Raw genomic sequence first — 22,367 nt, 5'->3', positions numbered from 1 at the left:
GCGCGTTTCGCTACGCGCGCTGACTGCGCGAGCCGCCGCCCACGTTCTGGCCGGCATCGCGCGCCATCCTTGCATAACCCCACACCGAAAGCAGCGTGAGCACGCCTGCGCCGAGGAACGCCAGGCGGAAGTCGTCGAGCGTGAACACGTGGCCGGTCGTTTCGCCGTTGGCCGTCGCCGCCACGCGCAGCGCGAGCGCGCCGAACGCAATGCCGAGACCAATGGTCATCTGCGCCGCCGCGCTCCAGAGCGTGCTGGCGGCGCTCATCTGCGGCTGCGCGACATCGGCGTAGGCGAGTGTGGCCAGCGTGGAAAACTGCATCGAGCGCGTCATGCCATAAACGAACACGACGATCAGCACGATGGCGATCGGCGTGCCGGGCGTGAGCAGGCCGCACGCGATCAGCGAGACGCCGGCAATCGTCACGTCGACGACCGAAACGAGCCGGAAGCCCCAGCGCTCCAGGATACGCGTGGTCAGCGCCTTCATGCCGAGGTTGCCGAGCGCGCTCGCGAGCAGCAGCAGGCCGGACTTGAACGCCGAGAGCCCGAAGCCGATCTGGAACAGCAGCGGCATCAGATAAGGCGCGGCGCCGATGCCGATGCGCGTGACCGAGCCGGTTACGACCGTCACGGAAAACGTCGGGATTTTTAGCGTGGACACATCGATGAGCGGATGCGGATGGCGTTTCGCATGCGCAAACGCGATCACGCCGATCGCGATGCCCGCGGCCACGATCGCCACCGCGACCCACGGATTCTCGCCCGGCTGGCTCGCGCGCTCGGCCCCGTAGAGGATCGCGGTGAGCGCCGCGCCGCTCAGCACGAGGCCCGTCACGTCGAGCGGACGGCGATGCTCGCCGCGCAGGTTCGGCACCAGCGCGGCGATGGCCGCGAGCACGGCGAGCCCGAAAGGCACGTTCAGCAGAAAGATCCAGCGCCACGACGCATAGGTCGTGATGAAACCGCCAATGGGCGGCCCCACCACGGGCGCGGCAATGGCGGGCCAGGTGATCGTGGAGATCGCCTGCATGAGCTTGCTTTTCTCGGTGCTGCGCACGACCACCATGCGCCCGACCGGCACCATCATCGCGCCGCCTATGCCTTGCAGGATGCGCGCGGCCACGAACTCATCGAGGTTCTGCGCGATCCCGCACAAGACGGACGCCAGCGTGAACGTGACCACGGCGCCGAAAAAGACCGTGCGCGAGCCGCAGCGGTCCGCCACCCAGCCGCTGGCCGGAATGAAGATGGCGAGCGCGAGCATGTAGGCGGTCACGCCCAGACTCAGGCTGTTCGGGCCGACGCCGAACGAGCGCGCCATCTGCGGCAGCGCCGTGGCGATGACGGTCGTGTCCAGATACTCCATGAAGAAGGTGGCGGCGACGACGTACGGCAGCCAGCCGATGCCGCCGGAGCGTTGCGCGGGAGCGGTCATCGGACCTCCGCGCCCGCGCGGCGGGCAAGGGTGACGGGGGAGCGTGGGCGGTGCGAAGGGGAGAGGATCATTTGCAGTGAGCAGTGCTTGTTGCCGATCGGAACATGACGGACCGGATAGTGAAGCAGAAAGCGCGCGCGCAAAGGCAACAGTTTCCGTTACGCAAACGCTTATGTACAGCCGCGATGCTGTGCGGGGGCGCGGTGCGGGGCTGCCGCCACGCTCGAATCGATGCGCGTAGACTCGTCGGCTGACTGCATTTCATCGTCAACCTCTCTCTATGTGGAGAATCGGAAATGGAACACCGTTTTCTGGGCGCGTCGGGATTCAAGGTGCCGGTGCTGAGTTTCGGCACGGGCACGTTTGGCGGCAAGGGCGAGTTTTTCGAGGCGTGGGGGGCGACCGATGTCGCCGAGGCGCGCCGCCTGATCGATATCTGTCTCGAAGCCGGCGTCACGATGTTCGATAGTGCCGACATTTATTCGGGCGGGGCGTCGGAGTCGGTGCTCGGCGAAGCGCTCAAGGGCCGCCGCGACAAGGTGATCATCTCCACGAAGGCGACCTTCCGCTTCGACGACGAACCCAACAACGTGGGCTCGTCGCGCTTCCATTTGAAGCGCGCGGTGGACGCGGCGCTAAAGCGCCTGCAAACCGATTACATCGACCTGTTCCAGCTACATGGCTTCGACGCGAGGACGCCGGCCGAAGAGGTGCTGTCCACGCTCGACGAACTCGTGCGCGCGGGCAAGATTCTCTACACCGGGGTGTCGAACTTCTCGGGCTGGCATCTCATGAAATCGCAGGCCGTGGCCGATCGCTACGGCTACCCGCGTTACGTCGCGAACCAGACCTACTACTCGCTGATCGGGCGCGACTACGAATGGGAGCTGATGCCGCTCGGGCTCGACCAGGGCGTGGGCGCGGTGGTGTGGAGCCCGCTGGGCTGGGGGCGTCTCACGGGCAAGATCCGGCGCGGCCAGCCGCTGCCCGGGACAAGCCGCCTGCACAAGACCGCCGATCAGGGGCCGCCGGTGCCGGACGAATACCTCTTTCGCGTGATCGACGCCATCGACGACATCGCGAAGGAAACCGGCAAGACCGTGCCGCAGATCGCGCTGAACTGGCTGCTGCAACGCCCGACGGTCGCGACGGTGCTGATCGGCGCGCGCGACGAGGCGCAGTTGCGCCAGAACCTCGGAGCGGTGGGCTGGAATCTCACGCCTGAGCAGGTGGCGAAGCTCGATGCCGCGAGCGCGGTGCGCCCGGCCTACCCGTACTGGCATCAGCAGGGTTTCGCGGAGCGCAATCCCTCGCCCGTGTGATGCCGTCGGGGCGCGCCTCGCGCAGCGAATTTGGCGGCGCGGCGCGCTCAGACGTCTTCGGCCTGGCGCAGGATCTGGTTCGAGCCCAGATGCAGCGCCAGCGCGTAGAACTCGCGTTCGGCGAGATTGAGCGCCTTCGCGGCGACCATCGCGCGGTGATGATCGTTCGGATGCAGGAACAGCTTCACTTCGATTTTGCCGTGCGACTTCTGTGCGGACTCCATGGACTTGCTCCTTCGGTAATCGGGCGTTCGGCCCGTGACGGGTGAAGTGCCCATTACCGGGCGTCCATACGCGCAAGGGCGCGCGCCGTCTGACGCCACACGAGTGGTGACATGAAAACGGCGATGACGCGGAGTGGGCCTTGGGTTTGCCTGCCATCGCGTGTGCGCGACAACAGGACACGCGTGCAGAACTAGCGCAGCGCGGTACGACGTGAAGCGTCGGTAGTACGGGTGGTACGGGTGAAACCGGGATGAGACGTGTGGCGTAGCGGATACGGCGTGGCAACGTACGGCATGAGCGACCAACCTCCGGAATTATTTTTCTTGTGCGGCAGGACGCCGCATGTAGTACGGGCGGAAGTGTACTCGGGTTTTCACCTAGGTAAAACCCCTAAAATGAAAAGAATTGTTGTCTTAATTGAGAAAATCGCGCGGCAATGCGCGAGCCGCGCCGTTGAACGCGCTTCAATTCATGCGCAATGCATAAAAGAGGGATTGGCAGGGCGGCGAGACCCGCCGCCCCGGCGTCGCCCCGTGAGGGCGCCGTGATGAATGGGCGCGTCAGCGCCCGGTCATTCCTCGACGCGCTTGCGCAGGCGCGTGCGCGCCTGGCCGAGCGATTCGAATTTTCCGTGCGCTTCGTCCAGCACGGTGACCTTGCCGTGCCCGATGTCGTACACCCAGCCTTGCAGTTCGAGCTGGCCCTGGGCCACGCGCGCGGCCACCGCGGGGTGCGTGCGCAAGTGCGTGAGTTGCAGGCGGACGTTTTCTTCGACGAGCGCCTGGACGACCTGGCCGTCGTCCAGGCCGCGCGTTTTCACCACGCTGCGCGCGGCTTCGGCGTTGCGCAGCCAGGCTTGCACGGTGGGCATGTCGGCGGTCGCTTCGGCGCCCGAGGCGAGCCCCTTCATCGCGCCGCAATCGGTATGGCCGCACAGCACGATCTGCTTCACGTTGAGCGCGAGCACCGCGAACTCCACGACTGCGGAAACGCCGCCCAGCATTTCGCCGTAAGCCGGCACGATATTGCCGATGTTGCGGCAGACGAACAGGTCGCCGGGCTTGGCCTGCGTGATCATTTCCGGCGAGACGCGCGAGTCGGCGCAGGTGATGAACAGCGTGTGCGGCGCCTGGCTATGGGCGAGGCTGTGAAACAGCTCCTTGTTGCCCGGGAACACGTGATGAGTGAATTCGTCCACGCCGTCGAGCAGATGTAGCAAATCGCAGCCGCACGAGTCGGAGTGATCGTCGTGCGAATGAGTGTGGTCTGGCATGGATGTTTCTCTCTTTATCATGAATCGACACTATCGAATGGCAACAGCGTGAGTTTACGCTGAGGCGACCCCTTGCGGATCGGAAAACTGCCAGCCGCACCACGCGAGACACCGGCTCGCCCACACTCCATTCGTCGAACCGACGGGATATGTTGGCAAACAGGCCGAAAAAGCCGCAAAGCACGGGAAAGTGGGCTGGAGCGTGAAGCGCGGGCGCAACATGCGTTTCCGTTCGAAGACGCATTTTCTCACGCCGCGCGTGATTGGCACATTCGGGGTGTCGCCGGTTGAACCGGCATCATGATCATGGGTCACGGGCAAGCCACGACCGGCCAGTCGGTCGGTGCGCTCACCACGCCATGCGCCACGGTTCCGGGGGGATGGCGGGGTTGGAAGCCGTCTCGCTACCGACGAGCGTCGTCGCTTCGGAGAATTCAGCGAGTATCTCGTTGCGCAACCGCGCGAAACGCGGATCTGCGCGCTCGCGCGGGCGCGGCAAACCGACCTCCACGATGCGCCGGATGCGCCCCGGACGCGGCGCCATCGTGACGACCCGGTCGCCCAGGTAAATCGCTTCGTCAACATCGTGTGTGACGAGGATCATCGTGATGCGCTCGCGTTCCCAGATACGCAATAGCTCGTTTTGCAGGCGGCTGCGCGTGAGTGCGTCGAGCGCGCCGAACGGCTCGTCGAGCAGGAGCACGCGCGGCCGGTTCACGAGCCCGCGCGCGATCGCCACGCGCTGCGCCATGCCGCCCGAAAGCTGATGCGGATAAGCGTGTTCGAAACCGTTAAGCCTCACGAGCGCGATGTGTTCGGCCACCGCCTGGTCCTTCTGGCGCGCGGACAGCGGCGCATTGCGAAGCGCCGCGAGGATATTCTGCGCGGCGGTGAGCCACGGGAACAGCCGGTGATCCTGAAACACGATGCCGCGTTCGAGCGACGTGTCGCGCACGCGTTCGCCGCCCATCATGATCGCGCCGCTGTAACCGGCGTCGAGGCCTGCAATGAGGCGCAGCAGCGTGGACTTGCCGCAACCGCTCGCGCCGAGCACGCTCACGAATTCGCCGGGGCGCACGTGCAGCGTCACGTCGTCGAGCACGACGAGCGCCGAGTCGCCCGCGCCATAGCGTTTGCTCACGTGAAGGATGTCGATTCCTTCGGGTTCCAGGGTACTCATCGAGCGGTCTCTCTCAGGATCAATTGAATGGCAGTACGAATCATTGAATGGTGACGTGAAGGCGGGCCAGCACGGCGCGTTCCACGAGCCGCGCGAGCGCGTTGAGCGCCCAGCCCGTGACGCCCACCACGACGATGCCGAACAACACGAGGTCCATGCGGAACTGCTCGCTGCCGTCGATCAGCAGATTGCCGATGCCGCTGCCCGCTACGAGCAGATATTCCGCGCCGAGCGTGGCGAGCCACGAATAGATGAGCGCGAGATAGAGGCCCGTGAAAATGGAGGGCAGCGCGGCGGGCAGCAGAACGTAGCGGATCAACTGCACCCGCGAATAGCGCAGCGCGTGCGCGAGTTCCACATATTTGCGCGGCACCGCGTGAATGCCGTCGCAGGTGTGCGCGGCGACCGGCAGCAAGGCCGCGAGCGAAAGAAACACGACCTTGGCGGCGTCGCCCAGTCCGAACCACACGGAGATGAGCGGAATCCACGCGAACAACGAGATTTGCTTGAAGGTGTCGAAGCTCGGACCCACGATGCGCGCGGCAACGCGCGAAAGCCCGAGCGCGCCGCCCAGCAGCAAGCCCGCCGAAGCGCCGATGGCGAACCCGCACGCTTCGCGGGCGAGCGAGGCCGACAGCGCGCGGACCAGCGCGCCGCTCTCGATCTGTTCCAAAGCAGTGCGAAATACGTCGGCGGGACTCACGAGCAGGCCGCTCTTCACGAGATGCGCGGCGCTCACGGCCCACCATAGCGCAATGGCCGCGACGGGCAGCGCCGCGCCGCGAAAGTCGACGCGACGCCGTGGCGTTTCGACTGTCGCTTCACAGGAGCAAACGGGGGGCGCGTCTTTGCGCGCGAGCGAAAATCTCATGACGATTCTTCCTTTCGACCATGCGCAGCGAAGGCAGTCAGCCGCGAAACGCCGAAGGCGTGCCGCGCCGCAAGCGCTTTTCCAGCGCGTCGAGCAACCGATTGATGACAAAGCCGACCGCGCCCACCACGACCACCGAGGCCATCACGAGATCGAGCTGAAAAAGTTGCCGCCCGTACACGATCAGATAACCGAGCCCTTCGGACGACGCGACGAGCTCGACCACGACGAGTGCGAGCCAAGCCTTGGTAAACGCGAGGCGCACACCGGTTGCGAGCGTTGGCACGGCGGCCGGCAGCACGACCTTCACGATGCGTTGCCAGCGCGTATAGGCAAGCACGCGCGCGACTTCGTCGAGCGCCGCAGGCGTTTGCCGAAAGCCCTGCATCGTGCTGAGCGTCACGGGCACGAGCGCCGCGTGGCCGATGAGCAGATACTTGAGCGGCTCGTCCACGCCCACCAGCAGCAGCAAAAACGGCAGCCAGCCCAGCACGGGAATCTGCACGATCGCATTGAAGCTCGGCAGCACCCACGCTTCGAGCGTGCGCGAGAGTCCGAGCGCCGCGCCAATCGCGAATCCCAGCAACGCGCCGCCCGCGAAGCCGAGCAATACCCGTTGCAGGCTGATCAGCGTGTTGCGCGCGAGTTCGCCGCTTTGGGCGAGATCGACGAGCGTTTCGTACACGCGCTGCGGCGCCGGCAGGATTTGCGGCGCGATCCAGCCGCGCGCGCTGCCCACGCTCCAGAGCAGGAACAGCAACGCGGGCAGCAGCCAGGGCGCGAGACGCCACGCGCAGGCACGCAGCGCGCTGCGCCAGCGCGAGTTCGCATACGCGTGCGGAGCGGTCGCGTCGGTGCGCGAAGCGACGGCCCGTGGCGTGTCGGATGAGATCGTGATCGCGGTGTCGGTCATCTCGCCTGTTTCCTTGCGTGCTCAGCCGAGCGGTTTGCCCGCCGCGTCGTAGCGGGGCCAGTAGTGATCGAGCTTTTGCGCATGCAGCGCGTTGTCCAGGTAGCGCGGCTCGAACCACGAATCCACGTCCACGGGCTGGCGAATGAGCTTCAGGCGCAGTGCGTCCTGCGCGACGGCCTTGTAGCGCGCCACGATGAACGGATCGATGAGCGGCGAATTGCGGTCTTTCAAACGCTGGTCGGCGAATTCGGCTTGCCACGACGCGTAGCTCACGCCGCTTTTCGCCCAGAGCTTGAAGAGCGCGTCGCGATTCGCTTCGTCGGACGACCATTGCGCCGCCTGCACGAACACATCCACCACGCGCTGCACGATGTCGGGGTGCGCTTTCTCGAAGCCGTCGAGCACGAGCAGATGCGACTGACGCGTGAACTGCGGGCCATCATGCTGCGACTCGTAGACGATGCGCGCGAGCCCCTGGTCGCGCAGCCGGTAGAGGTGATAGTCGTTCACCGAAGCGTCGATGCCCTTCGAGGCGAGCGCGGCGAGCGAGCTGGCGGTGTCGAGGTTGATCACGCGAAGCGCGTGCTCGTCGAGCTGGTTGGCGGCGAGCGAATTGTCGGCCACGAGTTGCAGATTCGTGCCGCGAAAAATGGCGACGCGACGGCCCTTGAGGTCCTTGATCGAATGGATGTCCGAGTCGGGCGGCACGCCTATCTTCACGCCCGAGCGCACGCCGGATTCGAGCAGGATGCGGGTCTTGAGCCCGTTGGCGCGCGCTAGCACGGCGGGCAGGTCGCCCTGAAACGCGAAGTCGAGCGCATTGTTGGCAATGGCCTCGTTCACGGCCGGGCCCGCGCCTTTGAAGAACAGCCATTCGACCTTGATGCCGTCGGCGGCGAAGGCCTTTTCCAGCAACTGCTGGTTTTGCACGGTGGCGGCCGGGGAGCCGCCGAAGGTGGGCGGATCGCCTGCGCCTTGCTGCGCGACGCCGATACGGATCACGCTGGGCCGATCGGCGGCGGCGTGCAGCGACGTGAGCGAAAGCGCGGCGCAAAGCAGGTACTGCAAGACGCGATAGGAACGCATGGGCAGGTTCGGACAGGAGTGACGAAACGAGGGGGCACTCCAGCGAGCCGTGGCTGGCCGTCGTTGCCCTTGGGTCATTCTTTTCCGGACCCAGCGATCAGGACAACCAATGAATCGAGATTTGCTTTTCTCGACCGGGATGTTGTATCGCACGAGTACAGCGCGCGACGCTCGCGCATCCATGTTAGTGGAGCGCGGCGCGCGTCAAAGGAAGAAATCGTGCTATCGAAATGAACGCGGGCGCAAAGCCGCGCCACGCAGGCGCTTTATTGCGTTTCGATCGCGTGGCGCGCCGCGCTGGTGCGCCGCGCCGGCATGAAGTACCACACCGCGCACAGCACTTGCAGTACCACAAGGATGGCCCACACGGTTTGATGCGCGACGGCGGGGTAATGGCCGTCGAGTGCGGGCCAGTGCGCGAGCGCGGCGCCGATCGCGATCTGCAACACGAAAATGCCGATGAAGATGACGAGCGTGAAGGTGGTGTTCACGCGGCCGATCAGGCGTGGCGGAAAGTATTCGGCGAGCACCGCATAAGTGAGGATGCCGGTGCCGCCGAGCGCGCCATATGCCGCCCACAGCAGCGTGGCGGGCAGCGGCGCGCGCGCCGCGAGCAGGGCCTGCACGAGCACGAAGAGCGCCATCGTCACGCCGGAGAAGAGGTGCACGCTCACGCCGCGCCGCTCGAAGCCGCGTGCGAGCGCGCCGAAGCCGATGTTGCCGGCAATGAACGCGCCGCCCAGCACGGAAACGAGCGAGGCCGCGCGCGTGCCGATATCGGCGGTGCCGGCCGGCACGACATCGCGCAGGAACGCGCCCACCCACAGGGACTGCATGGCGTAGAACACCGCCTGGGTGAGGCTGGAGAAGGTCGCCGTTTTCCAGAACGCCCGGCTGCGCAGGATGTGGGCGGTGCCCTTGAACTGTTCGAGCACGCTCGCCTGGTGGTGGGTGTCGCGCGTGCGCGGCCCGCCCATCCAGATGATGGCGGCCACGACGGCCGTGAGCACGGCCAGACCGAGGCTCACCGAGCGCCACGGCGCAATGGAAAGCAGCCACGAGAGCGGCGCGCCCACGGCCACGCCGCCCAGCCCCCCCACGGCCATCACGAGGCCGTTCACGAGCGTGAGCTGCGCGACGGGAAAGTGCTGCGCGGTGGCCTTGAACGCGCCGCCCAGGCACACCGAGACGCCCACGCCGATCAGCAGGCGGCCGACCATCATCGCGGCCAGGTTGTGCGAAACCCCGAAAATCACCGCGCCCGCCGCGGCCACGAGCATGACGCACGCGGTGACGCGGCGCGGCCCATAGTGGTCGAGCAGCACGCCGCCCGGAATCTGGGCACCCGCGAAGCCGAGGAAATAGACGCTCGTGAGCGTGCCGAGGTCGGTGGCGGTAAAGCCCAGTTCGTGTGAGAGAAAAGGCGCAAAGCCGAGATTGACGCCCCGAAACAGGTACGAAATGAAGTAGCCGAGCGCGAATACGGCGAACACGCGCAGTCTGAGTGAGGTCATGGTACGGGGGAAGCCCGAAAGCGGATTGAATGCCTGGGCTCGATTATTGGCGATTGTGGTGCATGAGGCCAGAGAGAGATTTCAAACGGCATTGTGAGTAGAATTTGACGTCATGGCCCGATCCCTCCCCCCCTTGCAGGCGCTGCGCGCCCTAGAAGCCGCCGCGCGGCGGCGCAGTTTCAGCCGCGCCGCGGAAGAATTGCATTTGACGCACAGCGCCGTGAGCCACCATCTGCGTGCGCTCGAAACGGAGCTTGGCGTTGCACTGTTCCGGCGCACCGGCAGCCGCATGATTCCCACGGCGGCGGGCGCGCAACTCGCCGAGCGCGTGCGCCGCAGTCTCGACGACCTGCGCGAGGCGCTCGACGCCACGCGCCCCGGCGTGAGCGGCGTGACGCGGCTCGAACTGAGCGTGATGTCCGATTTTGCGTCCGTCTGGCTGATTCCGCGGCTCGGCGACTTCTACGACCGCTATCCGATGGTCGATCTGTCGTTGCGCATGCACGCCGACATCACGCCGCCCGACCCGTATCCGTTCGACATGGGCATCTGGCACCGCCGGGTCGAGGAACCCGGTTTCCAGATCCGCAAGCTGCTGGACGACCAGGTCGTGGCCGTTTGCAGCCCGGCCTTGCTTGCCCGCTATCCGGACTTTCGCATGGAGGATCTCGCGAAGATGCCGCTGCTGCGCTTTTCGCGCCGTTCGTGGCGCGACTTCTTCGACGCCGCGGGCGTGGCGGGCGAGGAGCCCGAGCGGGGCCCCGTGTTCGACGACGCGGGCTTGCTGCTGCAAGCCACGGTGGCCGGGCAGGGCGCGGCCACGGCGCGCCTGCAACTGGCGCGCGGTTTCATCGAGCGCGGCGCCCTGGTGCAACTCGGCCAGGTGCGCATTCCCGCGTCGCTCGACTATTACTTCACATGGCGCGAAGGCCATCCACGCGAAGCGGCCATCCAGCAGTTCTATCGATGGATCAAGGCGCAATTGGCCAATTGAAGCGGCCATGCACTCGCATTGCCAATTGGCTATTCGGGGTAAACCTGTGCTCGCGTTGTCAACGCTGCGAGTGCGATGCGCGTTGCTCCTTCAATAGAGAGGCCGAATACGCCGCAAAGCGCCATTAGCGTCCGTATTCATGTGGCATGCACCAAGGCGGAACACGCTTTAACGCATTGCGCCGAAATGCTTAATAGCCGCAATGTTGGATGCAATGCAGCGCCGGCGAAATGACGCTTGAACGCTTTACAAATGCATTTACGCAACGCGCTTCACTATTTGGGCAAACAGGTCAAACGCCCCATTCGAACACGGAAAGCGATTTGTCTGCTGAAAAGAATGCCAGAGTGTGGCGTGGAATCACGGATCTGGCACGCTTCGCATCAAGAATGAAATTGTTGGAGTATTGTTACTCCCCAACGCGTTTTGGCGCGCGAATGTTTTGTGGTGAATGTGTGTAGTGAACCGACCCGTTCCGGGTCAGCAATAAGACTGTGACAACAGGAGAAACTGCATGAAGGCAATTCAGGTATTCAAGCTGGCGGCAACCACGGTTCTCGTGGCGGCTTCGTTCCAGGTCTACGCACAAGATGCGGCCTCCGCACCCGCAGCGCCCGCGGCAGCCGCCACGGCCAGCGGTCCGACCGCTGCCGCCCAGCACGACGTCAACCAGTCGAAGGCTGCGCTGAAGCAAGCCCGCGCCGCCAACCGCGCGCTCGGCCGCAAGGTCCGCTCGGCCCTCGCCCGTGACAAGCAAATCAGCGTCTCCAACATCACCGTGCGCGCGAAAGACGGCGCCGTCATCCTGCAAGGCACGGTGCCCGAGCAGTCGCAGGTCGATCGCGCAACGGACGTCGCCAAGGGCGTTCAAGGCGTGACGTCGGTGCGTAACGCGCTGACGATCCGCCCGGTTGGGACCTGATCGATCCGCGTATCGCGTGCCGGCACTCGCCTCGCGCCCCTGAAGGTGCGGGAGGCAACGCCGGAACCGATAAGCTCCGGGTTCGTCCCGAAGGCCGCACATGCCATCCCCTGGTGGATGGCATGTGCGGCTTTTTTATTGCCCGCCGGGCGCGGCTCAGGGCAGCTCAGGGCGGCTCAGAGTGGATTAGGGCGAGTCAGGGCTCTACGTAGTGCATGTGCGGCGATTCGCCCATCAGCAGCGGACGGTTGGCGTCGGCCGCCGCGCGCAGGTAGTCCCACAGCGACGTGATGCGCCGCAACTTGCGCAGGTCCTCGCGGCTGCACAGCCAGAAGCGCCGCGTCACGACGATCTCGTCGGGCAGGATGGCCACCAGGCGCGGGTCGGGCGCCGCCATGAAGCAAGGCAGGATAGCGAGCGCGCTACCCTGCAATGCAGCATGGTATTGCGCGATCACGCTGGTGCTGCACAGGTTCGCGGTCACGTTCGGCGCCGTTCGTTCGAGATAGAGCAGTTCGTGGCTGAACGCCAGATCGGCGACATAGCTGATAAACGCGTGATTGCGCAGGTCGACGGGCGAACGGATGCGCTCGTGGCGCTCCAGATAAGCCGGCGTGCCGTACAGGCGCAACCGGTAGTCGCACAGCTTCGTGTAGACATACTGCCCGCGCTCGGGCCGCTCCAGCATGATCGCGAGGTCGGCCTCGCGCTTTGACAGGCTCACGAAATGCGGCACCGGCAACAGGTCGATCGACATGTCGGGATGCTGGCCCGTGAAGCGCGCCAGTTGCGGCGCGAGAAAAAAGCAGCCGAACCCCTCCGTCGAGCCCACGCGCACATGGCCCGAGAGCGACTGCGCGCCCAGCGCGAACTGCTCGCTGGCCGACTGCACCGTGGTTTCCACTGCGTCGGCATAGGCCAGCAGGCGCTGGCCTTCGGCCGTCAGCACGAAGCCGCCTGAGCGCGACTTGTCGAACAGGACCGTGCCGAGCGCCGCCTCCAGCTCACGCACCCGGCGCGCGACCGTGGTGTGATCCACGCCCAGGCGCTTTGCCGCCCCGCTCGCGCGTTGCGTGCGCGCGACTTCGAGGAAGTAGCGCAAATCGTCCCAGTTCAGTGTCTCCATTTTGCTCGTTGTGTTTTTTTGCATATCGGATGGGCTTTTTCATCTATATGCCGTGGATATTCGAGTAACTATACTCGTTGCAGACCGCAACATATACGGTCACGTACAACAAGGATGGAGACAGACGATGCCCATGCAGTCGACCGCCACGCCCGGCGGCAGCGCAACACGCTCGCCTTCAACGCGACTTTCGTTCCCTCGCACGCCTCCATTCCTGTGACGCACGCCGCGCCTGTCTTCGTGTGCAGGCGCTCGTGCGCGCCGCCATTGAAGATTTCGGTTATTCCGTTTTGTCCGGCCCAGGCCGGCCCGTTCGAATCCATCAGGGAGAGTTCAAGATGAATGCAGTGACCCAGGCATCCAATGCTCATGTCTCGACCGTCAAGCTTCTGATCGACGGCGAGTTCGTGGAGTCCAAAACCAGCGAATGGCGCGACATCGTCAACCCGGCCACCCAGGAAGTGCTGGCGCGCGTGCCGTTCGCGACCGTCGAGGAAGTGGACCGCGCCGTGAAGGCCGCGCACGCTGCGTTCGCGACGTGGAAGAACACGTCCATCGGCACGCGTCTGCGCATCATGCTCAAGTTGCAGGCGCTGATTCGCGAGAACATGCCGCGCATCGCACAGACGCTCACCGCCGAGCAGGGCAAGACGCTGCCCGACGCCGAAGGCGACATCTTCCGCGGCCTCGAAGTGGTCGAGCACGCGTGCTCGATCGGCACGCTGCAACAGGGCGGCTTTGCCGAGAACGTGGCGGGCGGTGTGGACACCTACACGCTGCAACAGCCGCTGGGCGTGTGCGCCGGCATCACGCCGTTCAACTTCCCGGCCATGATCCCGCTGTGGATGTTCCCGATGGCGATCGTGTGCGGCAACACCTTCGTGCTCAAGCCTTCGGAGCAGGACCCGCTTTCGACGATGCAACTCGTTGAGCTCGCAATCGAAGCCGGCATTCCGAAGGGCGTGCTCAACGTGGTGCACGGCGGCAAGGAAGTCGTCGACGCGATCTGCACGCACGAGCATGTGAAGGCCATTTCGTTCGTCGGCTCGACCGCCGTGGGCACGCACGTCTACCGTCTGGGCAGCGAGCACGGCAAGCGCGTGCAGTCGATGATGGGCGCGAAGAACCACGCCGTCGTGCTGCCCGATGCGAATCGCGAGCAGGCGCTCAACGCGCTGGTCGGCGCGGCGTTCGGCGCGGCGGGCCAGCGCTGCATGGCGACGTCGGTGGCGGTGTTCGTGGGTTCCGCGCAGCAGTGGGTGGACGAACTCGTGGAAAAGGCGAAAACGCTCAAGGTCAACGCAGGCCACGAACCGAAGACGGACGTCGGGCCCGTGGTTTCGCGCACGGCGAAGACGCGCATTCTCAGCCTGATCGAATCGGGCGTGAAGCAGGGCGCGACGCTTGCGCTCGACGGCCGCGACGTGAAGGTGCCGGGCTACGAGAGCGGCAACTTCGTCGGCCCCACGGTGTTCACGGACGTGAAGACCGACATGGACATCTACACGAACGAAATCTTCGGGCCGGTGCTCGTGGTGCTCACGGCGAACACGCTCGACGAGGCCATCGCGCTCGTCAACGCGAATCCGTTCGGCAACGGCGTGGGCCTCTTCACGCAAAGCGGTGCGGCGGCGCGCAAGTTCCAGAGCGAGATCGATATCGGCCAGGTCGGCATCAATATTCCGATTCCGGTGCCGGTGCCGTATTTCAGCTTCACGGGCTCGCGCGGCTCGAAGCTCGGCGACCTTGGGCCCTACGGCAAGCAGGTCGTGCAGTTCTACACGCAGACCAAGACGGTTACGGCGCGCTGGTTCGACGACGCGACCGTGAGCGACGGCGTGAACACCACGATCAGCCTGCGCTGAGATACGGTCCTGATGGAGATTTGGGATCCTGAACAATAACGGAGACAGGCGCATGAAAATCGGATTCATCGGGTTGGGCCACATGGGCGCGCCGATGGCGCTCAATCTGCTCAAGGCGGGACATGCGGTGTCGGTGTTCGACCTGAGCGCAAGCGCCATGCAGGCGCTCGCCGATGCGGGCGCGCAGAAGGCCGCGTCGGCGAAGGCGGCGGCGAGCGGCGCCGAATGCGTCATCACCATGCTGCCCGCGGCCGCGCACGTGCACAGCGCGCTCACCGCCGAGGACGGCGTGCTCGCGGGCATCGCGAAGGGCGTGACGATCATCGATTCGAGCACGATCGACCCGGCGAGCGTGAAGGCGTTCGCGAAGCTGGCCGCGGCTCAGGGTAACGCATTCGTCGACGCGCCCGTTTCGGGCGGCACGGGCGGCGCGGCGGCGGGCACGCTCACGTTCATGGTGGGCGGCAGCGCGGCGGACTACGAGAGCGTGAAGCCCGTGCTCACGGGCATGGGCAAGAACATCGTCCATTGCGGCGAGACGGGCACGGGGCAGGTCGCGAAGATCTGCAACAACCTCGTGCTGGGCATCACGATGGCGGGCGTGGCCGAGGCGATGGCGCTGGGCGAGTCGCTCGGCATCGACCCCAAGGTGCTGGGCGGCATCATGAACACGTCCACGGGGCGTTGCTGGAGTTCGGACACGTATAACCCGTTCCCTGGCGTGATCGAGACCGCGCCTTCCACGCGCGGCTATACGGGCGGCTTCGGCACCGATCTCATGCTCAAGGATCTCGGCCTCGCCACCGACGCCGCGAAGGGCGTGCATCAGCCAGCCTACATGGGCGCGCTCGCGCAGCAGCTCTACCAGGCCATGAGCAGCCGTGGCGACGGCAAGCTCGACTTTTCCGCGATCATCAAGCTCTATCGCGGCGAAAAGGGCTGAGTGTCGTTGTGAGTCGCACAAGGCGCGCCGCGTGGCGCGCCTTTTTTATGGGCGCGTGCTCAGTCGCTCAGGCCTTCAGGCGCACCTCGATGCGCGTGATCAGGCGTTTGAACCAGACACCGAGCAGTGCGTTTGAAGGCGCGAGCGCCGTCGAGCAGGCCAGGATGCGGTAGACGTCGTTGCGCGTGACCTTGGAGGTTTTCGCGGGATCGAGCCAGTCGTGGTTGTCCACGAGCCGATCGAGCGTTTCGAGGCCGATCAGGATGGGCCAGAGGCACGCGAGCCGCAGGCGCACCGAAAGGCGCGGCAGCGCGAACGTATAGTCGATGGCCGCGCGGAAGTGGTCGAGCGCGATGCGCACGAGTTCGAGCATGATCGGCCGGGCGCGTGCGCAGGCGCCGGGCTGCATCAGATCCTGCGCGCTGAGACCGGCCTGGGCCAGCATCGAGGCGGGCAGGTAGCAGCGCCCGATACGCAGGTCCTTGCCGCAGTCGCGCAGCACGTTCACCATCTGCAAGGCCTTGCCGAAGCGGATGCCGCGCGCGTGCATGGTTTGCTCCAGTGCGGGCGCGAGCGTGCCGGGCAGATGCATGTAAGTCATCTTCGTCCAGAACTCGCCCACGCAGCCCGCCACGAGGTATGTATAGCGGTCCAGTTCGTCCCACGTGCGCAGCGCGGCCACCTGGCCCGAGCGCTCGTCGGGGAAGGTGCGCAGATCGAATTCCATGCCCTCGGTGAGCGTCGTGACGATCTCGCGCACGGCCTGGCGGTCGGCGTCGTCGAGTTGCGCGAGCACGTCGAGCGCGCCGCCCAGCGACTCGAGCAGCAATTTCTCGTCCGATTGCGTTTGCTGGCCCGCGACCTCGCCCGCGAGATCGGCGAGCAAGCTGTCGTCGTTCGTCGTGCCGTTCACGCGCTCGCGCAGCGCGAGCAGCAGCGCGAGCCGCCGTGGTGGCGGAATGAGCGCGGTGTCGGCGATGGTGTCGGCGGCGCGCGCGAGCAGATAGGCTTCGCCCACCGGGTCGCGCATGCCGCCGGGCAGCACGCGCATGGTGAGGTAGAACGAACGGGAAACGCCTTTGAGCAACGGGCCCAGAAGGAAGGCCCGGGTAGAATTCTGCATGTTGGATAGAGGCAGCGAGGGACGGATCGGACGCAGCCGCATTGTATCGTGGACGAGGGAGACGAGGCCTGGTGAGACCCGAACGCGCGTTCTACGACCTCCAGGTGCGCTTCGCGCGCGCGGCGGCGCGCCTGGCGGACATGCCGCTTGGCGCGGCGCTGCTCGACTGCACGAACCTGTACGTGCGCTTTGGCGCGGGGCGGGGTTTCGACGCCGCGCATCCCCTCTGGGAAGCCTATCTCAGCGGCATCAACAGATATGCAAGCGAGGCCGGGCAGTGCGAGTGGACCTGGCGCCATGTGCAGCGCTGCCAGGCGTACGAGACGCACCGGGCGGGCCCGGCGGTCGTGGCAACGTTCGGCTGCTTTTCTTATGCGCGCGAGCCGCACGGCGGCCTGCGCCTGCACTTCAACGCCCAGGCCGACAACGGCCTGTCGCCGCTAGACATCCGGCGCTTCGACGCGCGGCGCGACGAACTGCGCCGCCTGATCGATCATTTGCGCGCGCATCTGTATGAGAGCGGCGACGCGTCGCGCGACCCGCTTGTGCACGGCACATCGTGGCTTTACAACCTGCCTGCGTATCGGCGGCTCTTTCCTGCTGTGTATGTGGCAAGCGCGCAACCGGTGGCCCGTTTGCGCGCGCTTTCGCTCTGGGGGCAATTTCTCGACCGTCATGGGTGTGTCCGCAAGGACAGCGCTGCGAAGTTGCTCGCCCAGGCCGAACGCGAACGCGATTTTGCTCGCCTCGTGCAGTGCTTTCCTGTGCAAGCGCTTGCGGTGCATGCCCCCGTTTCGGCGTTTCGTGCGGATTTCACCGTGTAGCGCGCCGCTTTCGAAGCGGCACAGTGTCAGGAAACTTGTCTGCTTATCGAAAGCACGCGTAACCGCTCCGGTTACGAAAAATTTTCACGTCATCGCGTTCATCGGGCCGAAGGCCGCCGGTCGTAAGCCGCTTCACGTGCGTACGGCATTAGCCGCGCGCGCCCGAAGCGTCAGCATTCCACACGCACGCAATATTGATGAAAGTAATTCGTGTAACGCGTGGGTAACGCCCGCGCCGCGCCCGCGGCACTAGACTCCGCCGATGCTTTTGTCACGGAGCGCTGCTCATGTCTTCGTCCCCGGCTCTCGCCATTCATTCCCTGCACGATTTCGAGCTGACTGCGGACGGCCAGTATCTGATGGTGAACGGCAATCAGCCGAACAGCGTCGCGCTGCATTGCTCGGTGATGCACGAACTGCTCGCGGCGCTCTCGAACGCGATTGGCCGCTCCGAGCGCATTCGCCAGAAAACCGCAAGCGTGAAATTCACCATGCCTTGTGAGGCCTGGGAGATCGGCCGCGAATCGGGCGACGTGCCGCATCTCGTCGTGAGCTTTCGCTTGCCGGGCGGCGCCGAACTGTCGTTCCGGCTGCATCCCGCGCAAGCGGCGCACATGACCGAGGTGATGTCGTTCGCCACGGGACTGGCGAAATTGCGCCGCCCCGGCGGCGTCAGCATGCAATAGGCGCGGATCGTTCGCCGCGCGCTCAGCCGCATTTGTTGCACCCCTGCTTCCGTGGCTGATGCCGCGCAGCCGGGCGGCGCAGCTTGCGCGGCGGTTGCGTCGGCGTCATTCGCTGGTTTCCATCGTTGGTCTCACTCGTTGGCCTCACATTCAACCTCCCGCATGACGGCATCAACTCACACCGCGCGCTACGCCCGCGCGCTGACCTTCGCCGGGCTTGGCCTCGGCGTGAGCGCGGCGGCGCACGCCACCGAGCCCTTCGTGGTCCAGGACATCCGCATCGACGGGCTCACGCGCATCGAGCCGGGCACCGTGTTCGCGTATCTGCCGATCAAGCAGGGCGACACTTTCACTGATGATAAGGCCTCCGATGCAATTCGCGCGCTCTATGCCACAGGCTTCTTCAGCGACGTGAAAATTTCCGCGCAAGGCCGCACGGTGGTCGTGCAGGTGCAGGAGCGTCCCGCCATCGGCACGATCGACTTCGCGGGCATTCACGAGTTCGACAAGGACAATCTCACGAAGGCGCTCAAGTCGGTCGGCCTGGCGCCTGGGCAAAGCTTCGACAAGGCGCTCGTCGACAAGGCGGAGCAGGAGCTCAAGCGCCAGTACCTCACGCGCGGCTACTACGCAGCCGAAGTCACCACCACGGTCACGCCGATCGACCGCGACCGCGTGGGCCTGCTGTTCTCGGTTGTCGAGGGGCCGAGCGCGAAGATTCGCCAGATCAACTTCATCGGCAACAGCACGTTCAGCGAGGGCACGCTGCTGGACGAAATGCAGCTTTCCACGCCGAACTGGTTCTCGTGGTACACGAAGAACGATCTCTACTCGAAGGAAAAGCTCACCGGCGACCTGGAGAACGTGCGCTCGTACTATCTCGACCGCGGTTACCTGGAATTCAATATCGATTCGACGCAGGTATCGCTTTCGCCCGACAAGAAGGACATGTACCTCACGGTCGGGATACACGAAGGCGAGCCCTATACGATTTCGAGCGTCAAGATGGCCGGCAATCTGCTCGACCGCGAAGCGGAGTTGCGAAAGCTTGTCGGCATCAAGCCGGGGCAGCGGTTTTCGGCGCAGAAGCTCAAGGACACGACCAAGGCGATCGTCGACAAGCTCGGCGAATACGGTTACGCGTTCGCCACCGTGAACGCATTGCCCGAAATCGACCAGAAGGACCACACGGTCGCGCTCACGCTGCAAGTGGACCCGAGCCGCCGCGTGTATGTGCGCCACGTGAACATCACCGGCAACACGCGCACGCGCGACGAAGTGATTCGCCGTGAAATGCGCCAGCTCGAAAGCGCGTGGTTCGACTCGAACCGCCTCGCGCTTTCGAAGGACCGCATCAACCGGCTCGGCTACTTCACCGACGTCGACGTGACCACGGTGCCCGTGGAGGGCACCCAGGACGAAGTGGATGTGAACGTGAAGGTGGCCGAGAAGCCCACCGGCACGCTGTCGCTCGGCGTGGGCTATGGCTCGGGTGAGGGGCCCATCATCTCGGCGGGCATTTCGCAGGACAACGTGTTCGGCTCGGGCAACAGCCTCTCGCTCAACGTGAATACGGCCTCGACGTATCGCACGCTCTCGGTGACGCAGGTCGATCCGTATTTCACCGTGGACGGTATCAAGCGCATTACCGATGTCTATTACCGCACGACCGAGCCGCTTTACTATTCGAGCACCAATGACACGAGCTTTCGCATCATTTCGTACGGTGCGGATATGAAGTTCGGTATTCCGTTTTCCGAAACGGACATGGTGTACTTCGGTCTTGGCATCGAGCAGGACCGTCTCGACATCGACGCGAACACGCCGCAGACCTACAAGGATTATGTCAACGATTTCGGGCGTGTTTCGAATACCGTGCCGCTCACGGTGGGATGGTCGCGTGACAACCGCGACAGCGCATTGGTGCCGAGCCGCGGTTATTATGCCCAGGCGAATGCCGAATACGGGACACCGGCGGGAACGCAGTACTACAAGGCAGATGCGCAAATGCAGTACTACTATTCATTCGCGCGCGGCTTCGTGCTGGGGTTTAACTTCCAGGGCGGCTATGGCAATGGTCTTGACGGCAAGCCTTATCCGATCTTCAAGAACTACTATGCGGGCGGCATCGGCTCGGTGCGTGGCTACGAGTCCGGTTCGCTCGGCCCGCGCGATGCCACGACCAACGATCCGATCGGTGGCTCGAAAATGGTGGTCGGTAATATCGAACTGACGTTTCCGCTGCCCGGTACGGGGTACGACCGCACGCTGCGGGTGTTCACGTTCGTCGATGGCGGCAACGTCTGGGGCTCGGAGGGCAGCAGCACTGGCGCGAACGGTCTGCGTTACAGCTATGGTGCAGGTCTGGAGTGGATCTCGCCGATCGGGCCGCTCAAGCTCGATGTGGGCTTCCCGATCGTGAAGCATGCGGGCGATCAGTATCAGAAGTTCCAGTTTCAGATCGGGACGTCGTTCTAGGTGGTTGTTTGAGGCTTGAATCGTGGTTTTTTGGGCTTTCGTGTTTCCTTGTTTTCGTGTCGGTATGCCAGCGTTGCCCCTGTGCGGGGCGGCACCTACTTTTCTTTGCAGCGGCAAAGAAAAGTAGGCAAAAGAAAGCCGCTCAAACCGCCAGTGCCTGCCACCGTTCACCCCGCACCACGCCAGCTAGTGGCTCCGGAGCGTCTGTTACCTCGCACCTTTGAACGTAGTGACAAAGGGCTCATCCTTCCGGCGGCGCTACGCGCCCCGAAGGGCATAACCAAAACCACAAACCCCGCGTAGGCAAGGCGGGTTTCCCTTGCAGACCTTTCCGCAGCGCGCGAAGCGAGCGGCGGGAAGTATGACTGCCTTGTCACTCAGTTCAAAGGTGCGAGGTAACAGACGCTCCGGAGCCACTAGCTGGCGTGGTGCGGGGTGAACGGTGGCGGGCATTGGCGGTTTGAGCGGCTTTCTTTTGCCTACTTTTCTTTGCCGCTGCAAAGAAAAGTAGGTGCCGCCCCGCACAGGGGCAACGCTGGCATACCGACACGAAAACAAGAAAACACGAAATCACCAGCAATCCAAACAAAACTCAAATCAACAATTCGAGCGAATGATAAAGCCGCCGCCGCTCGGGGTTCTCCGAGGCCTCGCCGGCGTGAATCGCCTCCTTGAGGCAGTCGAGAAAGCACTCGGCCGCGGCTGATAGCGGCACACCACGCCGCGCGACCACGCTCACCACCGTCCGATCCACTTCCTCATGGAGCGTGAGCGCTCGCAGGTTCTCCCGCGCAAAGCGCGTCTCCACGAGCGGCCACGGAAAGATACTCACCATGTCCGTATTCATGATAAGCCCCATAGCCACCACGAACGAGTGCGCGAGGTGCACGTTGTGCGGTAGCGGCAGGCCGTGGCGGCGGAACACATCGTCGGCGATCATGTCCTTGCTCGCGGGGTCCCAGTTGAGCAACCATTCGCAATCCTGAAGTTCGCGCAGCGACTGGGCGTGCGAGAGCGGGTGGTCCTTGCGCACGACCACGGCCGATTCCGTGGCGAAGATCGGCGTTTGCGTGAACTCGGCATGCAGCGAGGCGGGGCCGGGCTTGCCCAGCGAGAAGTCGAGCGAGCCGTCGCGCAGGCGCGGCATCACGATGTTGAGCAAGCCTTCGTAGAACTCCAGTTGCATCTCGGGCATGCGCTCGCGAAACAGCGTGACGGCGTCGGGCAGGAAGGAGAGCGCGAGCCACGGCGTCACGCCGATCGCGAGCTTGCCGCCACCGCGCCCCCGCCGCGCGTCGAGTTCGTCCTGGGCACGCGACATCTGGTGCACGATCAGCCGCGCATGCACGAGCAGCGCCTGGCCCGCTTCCGTGAACGCAATGCCGTTCGCGTTGCGCGTGACGAGTGCGATCTGCTGCTCGGCTTCCAGTTCGCGCACCGCCTTGGTTGCCGCCGCGGGCGAGATGCCGAGCTGACGCGCGGCCGCCCGAATGCTGCCGGTATCGGCCATGGCGACGAGCGCCCGGAACTGGTGGAACTTCATAAGGGATAACCCGAGTGCGCACTTCTGGTTGGCGGGCCAAC

Annotated in this window: 19 protein-coding genes; 8 read left to right on the top strand and 11 right to left on the bottom strand. The window is 64.8% G+C overall.

Annotation, left to right across the window (positions count from 1 at the left end):
* Window positions 1-10: 10 nt before the first annotated feature.
* Window positions 11-1,438, bottom strand: a complete 1,428-nt coding sequence (locus C7401_RS37185) for a DHA2 family efflux MFS transporter permease subunit (protein ID WP_112177034.1) — start codon at window positions 1,436-1,438, stop codon at window positions 11-13.
* A gap of 296 nt (window positions 1,439-1,734) precedes the next feature.
* Between C7401_RS37185 and C7401_RS37180 the strand changes: the two genes are divergently transcribed.
* The gene (locus tag C7401_RS37180; RefSeq protein ID WP_112177033.1) at window positions 1,735-2,760 is read left to right on the top strand and encodes an aldo/keto reductase; all 1,026 of its coding nucleotides are present in this window, start codon (window positions 1,735-1,737) and stop codon (window positions 2,758-2,760) included.
* 47 nt (window positions 2,761-2,807) lie between these two features.
* Here C7401_RS37180 and C7401_RS45190 read toward each other — a convergent pair whose 3' ends face one another.
* The 7 genes from C7401_RS45190 to C7401_RS37150 all read right to left on the bottom strand — a co-directional run bounded on the left by C7401_RS45190 (window position 2,808) and on the right by C7401_RS37150 (window position 9,822).
* Entirely contained in the window at window positions 2,808-2,984 is a 177-nt protein-coding gene (locus C7401_RS45190) for a hypothetical protein (protein ID WP_165841885.1), read from the bottom strand.
* A gap of 572 nt (window positions 2,985-3,556) precedes the next feature.
* A complete protein-coding gene (locus tag C7401_RS37175) occupies window positions 3,557-4,258 on the bottom strand; it encodes a carbonic anhydrase (RefSeq protein WP_112177032.1) in 702 nt (233 codons plus the stop codon).
* Window positions 4,259-4,607: 349 nt separating this feature from the next.
* Entirely contained in the window at window positions 4,608-5,438 is an 831-nt protein-coding gene (locus tag C7401_RS37170) for an ABC transporter ATP-binding protein (RefSeq protein ID WP_112177031.1), read from the bottom strand.
* Window positions 5,439-5,478: 40 nt separating this feature from the next.
* On the bottom strand, window positions 5,479-6,309 hold the full coding sequence (locus tag C7401_RS37165; protein ID WP_112177030.1) for an ABC transporter permease: 831 nt from the start codon (window positions 6,307-6,309) through the stop codon (window positions 5,479-5,481).
* Window positions 6,310-6,346: 37 nt separating this feature from the next.
* The gene (locus tag C7401_RS37160; RefSeq protein ID WP_112177029.1) at window positions 6,347-7,222 is read right to left on the bottom strand and encodes an ABC transporter permease; all 876 of its coding nucleotides are present in this window, start codon (window positions 7,220-7,222) and stop codon (window positions 6,347-6,349) included.
* A gap of 21 nt (window positions 7,223-7,243) precedes the next feature.
* The gene (locus C7401_RS37155) at window positions 7,244-8,308 is read right to left on the bottom strand and encodes an ABC transporter substrate-binding protein (protein ID WP_112177028.1); all 1,065 of its coding nucleotides are present in this window, start codon (window positions 8,306-8,308) and stop codon (window positions 7,244-7,246) included.
* A 266-nt stretch (window positions 8,309-8,574) separates the two neighbouring features.
* The gene (locus C7401_RS37150) at window positions 8,575-9,822 is read right to left on the bottom strand and encodes an MFS transporter (RefSeq protein WP_112177027.1); all 1,248 of its coding nucleotides are present in this window, start codon (window positions 9,820-9,822) and stop codon (window positions 8,575-8,577) included.
* A 112-nt stretch (window positions 9,823-9,934) separates the two neighbouring features.
* Here C7401_RS37150 and C7401_RS37145 point away from each other — a divergent pair, with 112 nt between their 5' ends.
* Both C7401_RS37145 and C7401_RS37140 read left to right on the top strand, forming a co-directional pair.
* Window positions 9,935-10,816 (top strand): LysR substrate-binding domain-containing protein, encoded by an 882-nt coding sequence (locus C7401_RS37145; RefSeq protein WP_112177026.1) that lies wholly within the window; start codon window positions 9,935-9,937, stop codon window positions 10,814-10,816.
* Between the two features lie 514 nt (window positions 10,817-11,330).
* Window positions 11,331-11,738, top strand: a complete 408-nt coding sequence (locus C7401_RS37140) for a BON domain-containing protein (RefSeq protein ID WP_112177025.1) — start codon at window positions 11,331-11,333, stop codon at window positions 11,736-11,738.
* Between the two features lie 196 nt (window positions 11,739-11,934).
* Here the strand turns inward: C7401_RS37140 and C7401_RS37135 are convergent, their stop codons facing one another.
* Window positions 11,935-12,888, bottom strand: coding sequence for a LysR family transcriptional regulator (locus tag C7401_RS37135; protein WP_112177024.1), 954 nt, complete (start codon window positions 12,886-12,888; stop codon window positions 11,935-11,937).
* Window positions 12,889-13,202: 314 nt separating this feature from the next.
* Between C7401_RS37135 and C7401_RS37130 the strand changes: the two genes are divergently transcribed.
* Together C7401_RS37130 and mmsB are read left to right on the top strand one after the other, a co-directional pair.
* Window positions 13,203-14,729, top strand: coding sequence for a CoA-acylating methylmalonate-semialdehyde dehydrogenase (locus tag C7401_RS37130; protein WP_112177023.1), 1,527 nt, complete (start codon window positions 13,203-13,205; stop codon window positions 14,727-14,729).
* A gap of 52 nt (window positions 14,730-14,781) precedes the next feature.
* Window positions 14,782-15,672 carry a 3-hydroxyisobutyrate dehydrogenase gene (gene mmsB / locus C7401_RS37125; protein ID WP_112177022.1) on the top strand — a complete coding sequence of 297 codons (891 nt, stop codon included), beginning with the start codon at window positions 14,782-14,784 and terminating at the stop codon, window positions 15,670-15,672.
* A 67-nt stretch (window positions 15,673-15,739) separates the two neighbouring features.
* Here the strand turns inward: mmsB and C7401_RS37120 are convergent, their stop codons facing one another.
* A complete protein-coding gene (locus C7401_RS37120) occupies window positions 15,740-16,795 on the bottom strand; it encodes a phytoene/squalene synthase family protein (RefSeq protein WP_112177078.1) in 1,056 nt (351 codons plus the stop codon).
* A gap of 71 nt (window positions 16,796-16,866) precedes the next feature.
* On the opposite strand from C7401_RS37120, the gene C7401_RS37115 reads away from it, so the two are divergent.
* The 3 genes from C7401_RS37115 (at window position 16,867) to bamA (ending at window position 20,783) form a co-directional block, all read left to right on the top strand.
* A complete protein-coding gene (locus C7401_RS37115) occupies window positions 16,867-17,619 on the top strand; it encodes a hypothetical protein (RefSeq protein WP_112177021.1) in 753 nt (250 codons plus the stop codon).
* Window positions 17,620-17,906: 287 nt separating this feature from the next.
* Entirely contained in the window at window positions 17,907-18,305 is a 399-nt protein-coding gene (locus tag C7401_RS37110; protein ID WP_112177020.1) for a hypothetical protein, read from the top strand.
* Window positions 18,306-18,467: 162 nt separating this feature from the next.
* A complete protein-coding gene (gene bamA / locus C7401_RS37105; RefSeq protein ID WP_112177019.1) occupies window positions 18,468-20,783 on the top strand; it encodes an outer membrane protein assembly factor BamA in 2,316 nt (771 codons plus the stop codon).
* Between the two features lie 592 nt (window positions 20,784-21,375).
* Here bamA and C7401_RS37100 read toward each other — a convergent pair.
* Window positions 21,376-22,326 carry a LysR substrate-binding domain-containing protein gene (locus tag C7401_RS37100; protein ID WP_112177018.1) on the bottom strand — a complete coding sequence of 317 codons (951 nt, stop codon included), beginning with the start codon at window positions 22,324-22,326 and terminating at the stop codon, window positions 21,376-21,378.
* Between the last annotated feature and the right edge of the window lie 41 nt (window positions 22,327-22,367).

The organism is Paraburkholderia unamae, assembly GCF_003268775.1.
In the GTDB taxonomy this organism is placed as follows: domain Bacteria; phylum Pseudomonadota; class Gammaproteobacteria; order Burkholderiales; family Burkholderiaceae; genus Paraburkholderia; species Paraburkholderia unamae.
The sequence above is the reverse complement of the archived record's forward strand: the minus strand, read 5'-3'. Positions and strand labels throughout refer to the sequence as shown.

Excerpts from the sequence above, each read along its gene's own strand:
- C7401_RS37185 (WP_112177034.1), bottom strand. The coding sequence starts at position 1,438 with ATGACCGCTCCCGCGCAACGCTCCGGCGGCATCGGCTGGCTGCCGTAC.
- C7401_RS37180 (WP_112177033.1), top strand. The coding sequence starts at position 1,735 with ATGGAACACCGTTTTCTGGGCGCGTCGGGATTCAAGGTGCCGGTGCTG.
- C7401_RS45190 (WP_165841885.1), bottom strand. The coding sequence starts at position 2,984 with ATGGAGTCCGCACAGAAGTCGCACGGCAAAATCGAAGTGAAGCTGTTC.
- C7401_RS37175 (WP_112177032.1), bottom strand. The coding sequence starts at position 4,258 with ATGCCAGACCACACTCATTCGCACGACGATCACTCCGACTCGTGCGGC.
- C7401_RS37170 (WP_112177031.1), bottom strand. The coding sequence starts at position 5,438 with ATGAGTACCCTGGAACCCGAAGGAATCGACATCCTTCACGTGAGCAAA.
- C7401_RS37165 (WP_112177030.1), bottom strand. The coding sequence starts at position 6,309 with ATGAGATTTTCGCTCGCGCGCAAAGACGCGCCCCCCGTTTGCTCCTGT.
- C7401_RS37160 (WP_112177029.1), bottom strand. The coding sequence starts at position 7,222 with ATGACCGACACCGCGATCACGATCTCATCCGACACGCCACGGGCCGTC.
- C7401_RS37155 (WP_112177028.1), bottom strand. The coding sequence starts at position 8,308 with ATGCGTTCCTATCGCGTCTTGCAGTACCTGCTTTGCGCCGCGCTTTCG.
- C7401_RS37150 (WP_112177027.1), bottom strand. The coding sequence starts at position 9,822 with ATGACCTCACTCAGACTGCGCGTGTTCGCCGTATTCGCGCTCGGCTAC.
- C7401_RS37145 (WP_112177026.1), top strand. The coding sequence starts at position 9,935 with ATGGCCCGATCCCTCCCCCCCTTGCAGGCGCTGCGCGCCCTAGAAGCC.
- C7401_RS37140 (WP_112177025.1), top strand. The coding sequence starts at position 11,331 with ATGAAGGCAATTCAGGTATTCAAGCTGGCGGCAACCACGGTTCTCGTG.
- C7401_RS37135 (WP_112177024.1), bottom strand. The coding sequence starts at position 12,888 with ATGCAAAAAAACACAACGAGCAAAATGGAGACACTGAACTGGGACGAT.
- C7401_RS37130 (WP_112177023.1), top strand. The coding sequence starts at position 13,203 with ATGAATGCAGTGACCCAGGCATCCAATGCTCATGTCTCGACCGTCAAG.
- mmsB (WP_112177022.1), top strand. The coding sequence starts at position 14,782 with ATGAAAATCGGATTCATCGGGTTGGGCCACATGGGCGCGCCGATGGCG.
- C7401_RS37120 (WP_112177078.1), bottom strand. The coding sequence starts at position 16,795 with ATGCAGAATTCTACCCGGGCCTTCCTTCTGGGCCCGTTGCTCAAAGGC.
- C7401_RS37110 (WP_112177020.1), top strand. The coding sequence starts at position 17,907 with ATGTCTTCGTCCCCGGCTCTCGCCATTCATTCCCTGCACGATTTCGAG.
- bamA (WP_112177019.1), top strand. The coding sequence starts at position 18,468 with ATGACGGCATCAACTCACACCGCGCGCTACGCCCGCGCGCTGACCTTC.
- C7401_RS37100 (WP_112177018.1), bottom strand. The coding sequence starts at position 22,326 with ATGAAGTTCCACCAGTTCCGGGCGCTCGTCGCCATGGCCGATACCGGC.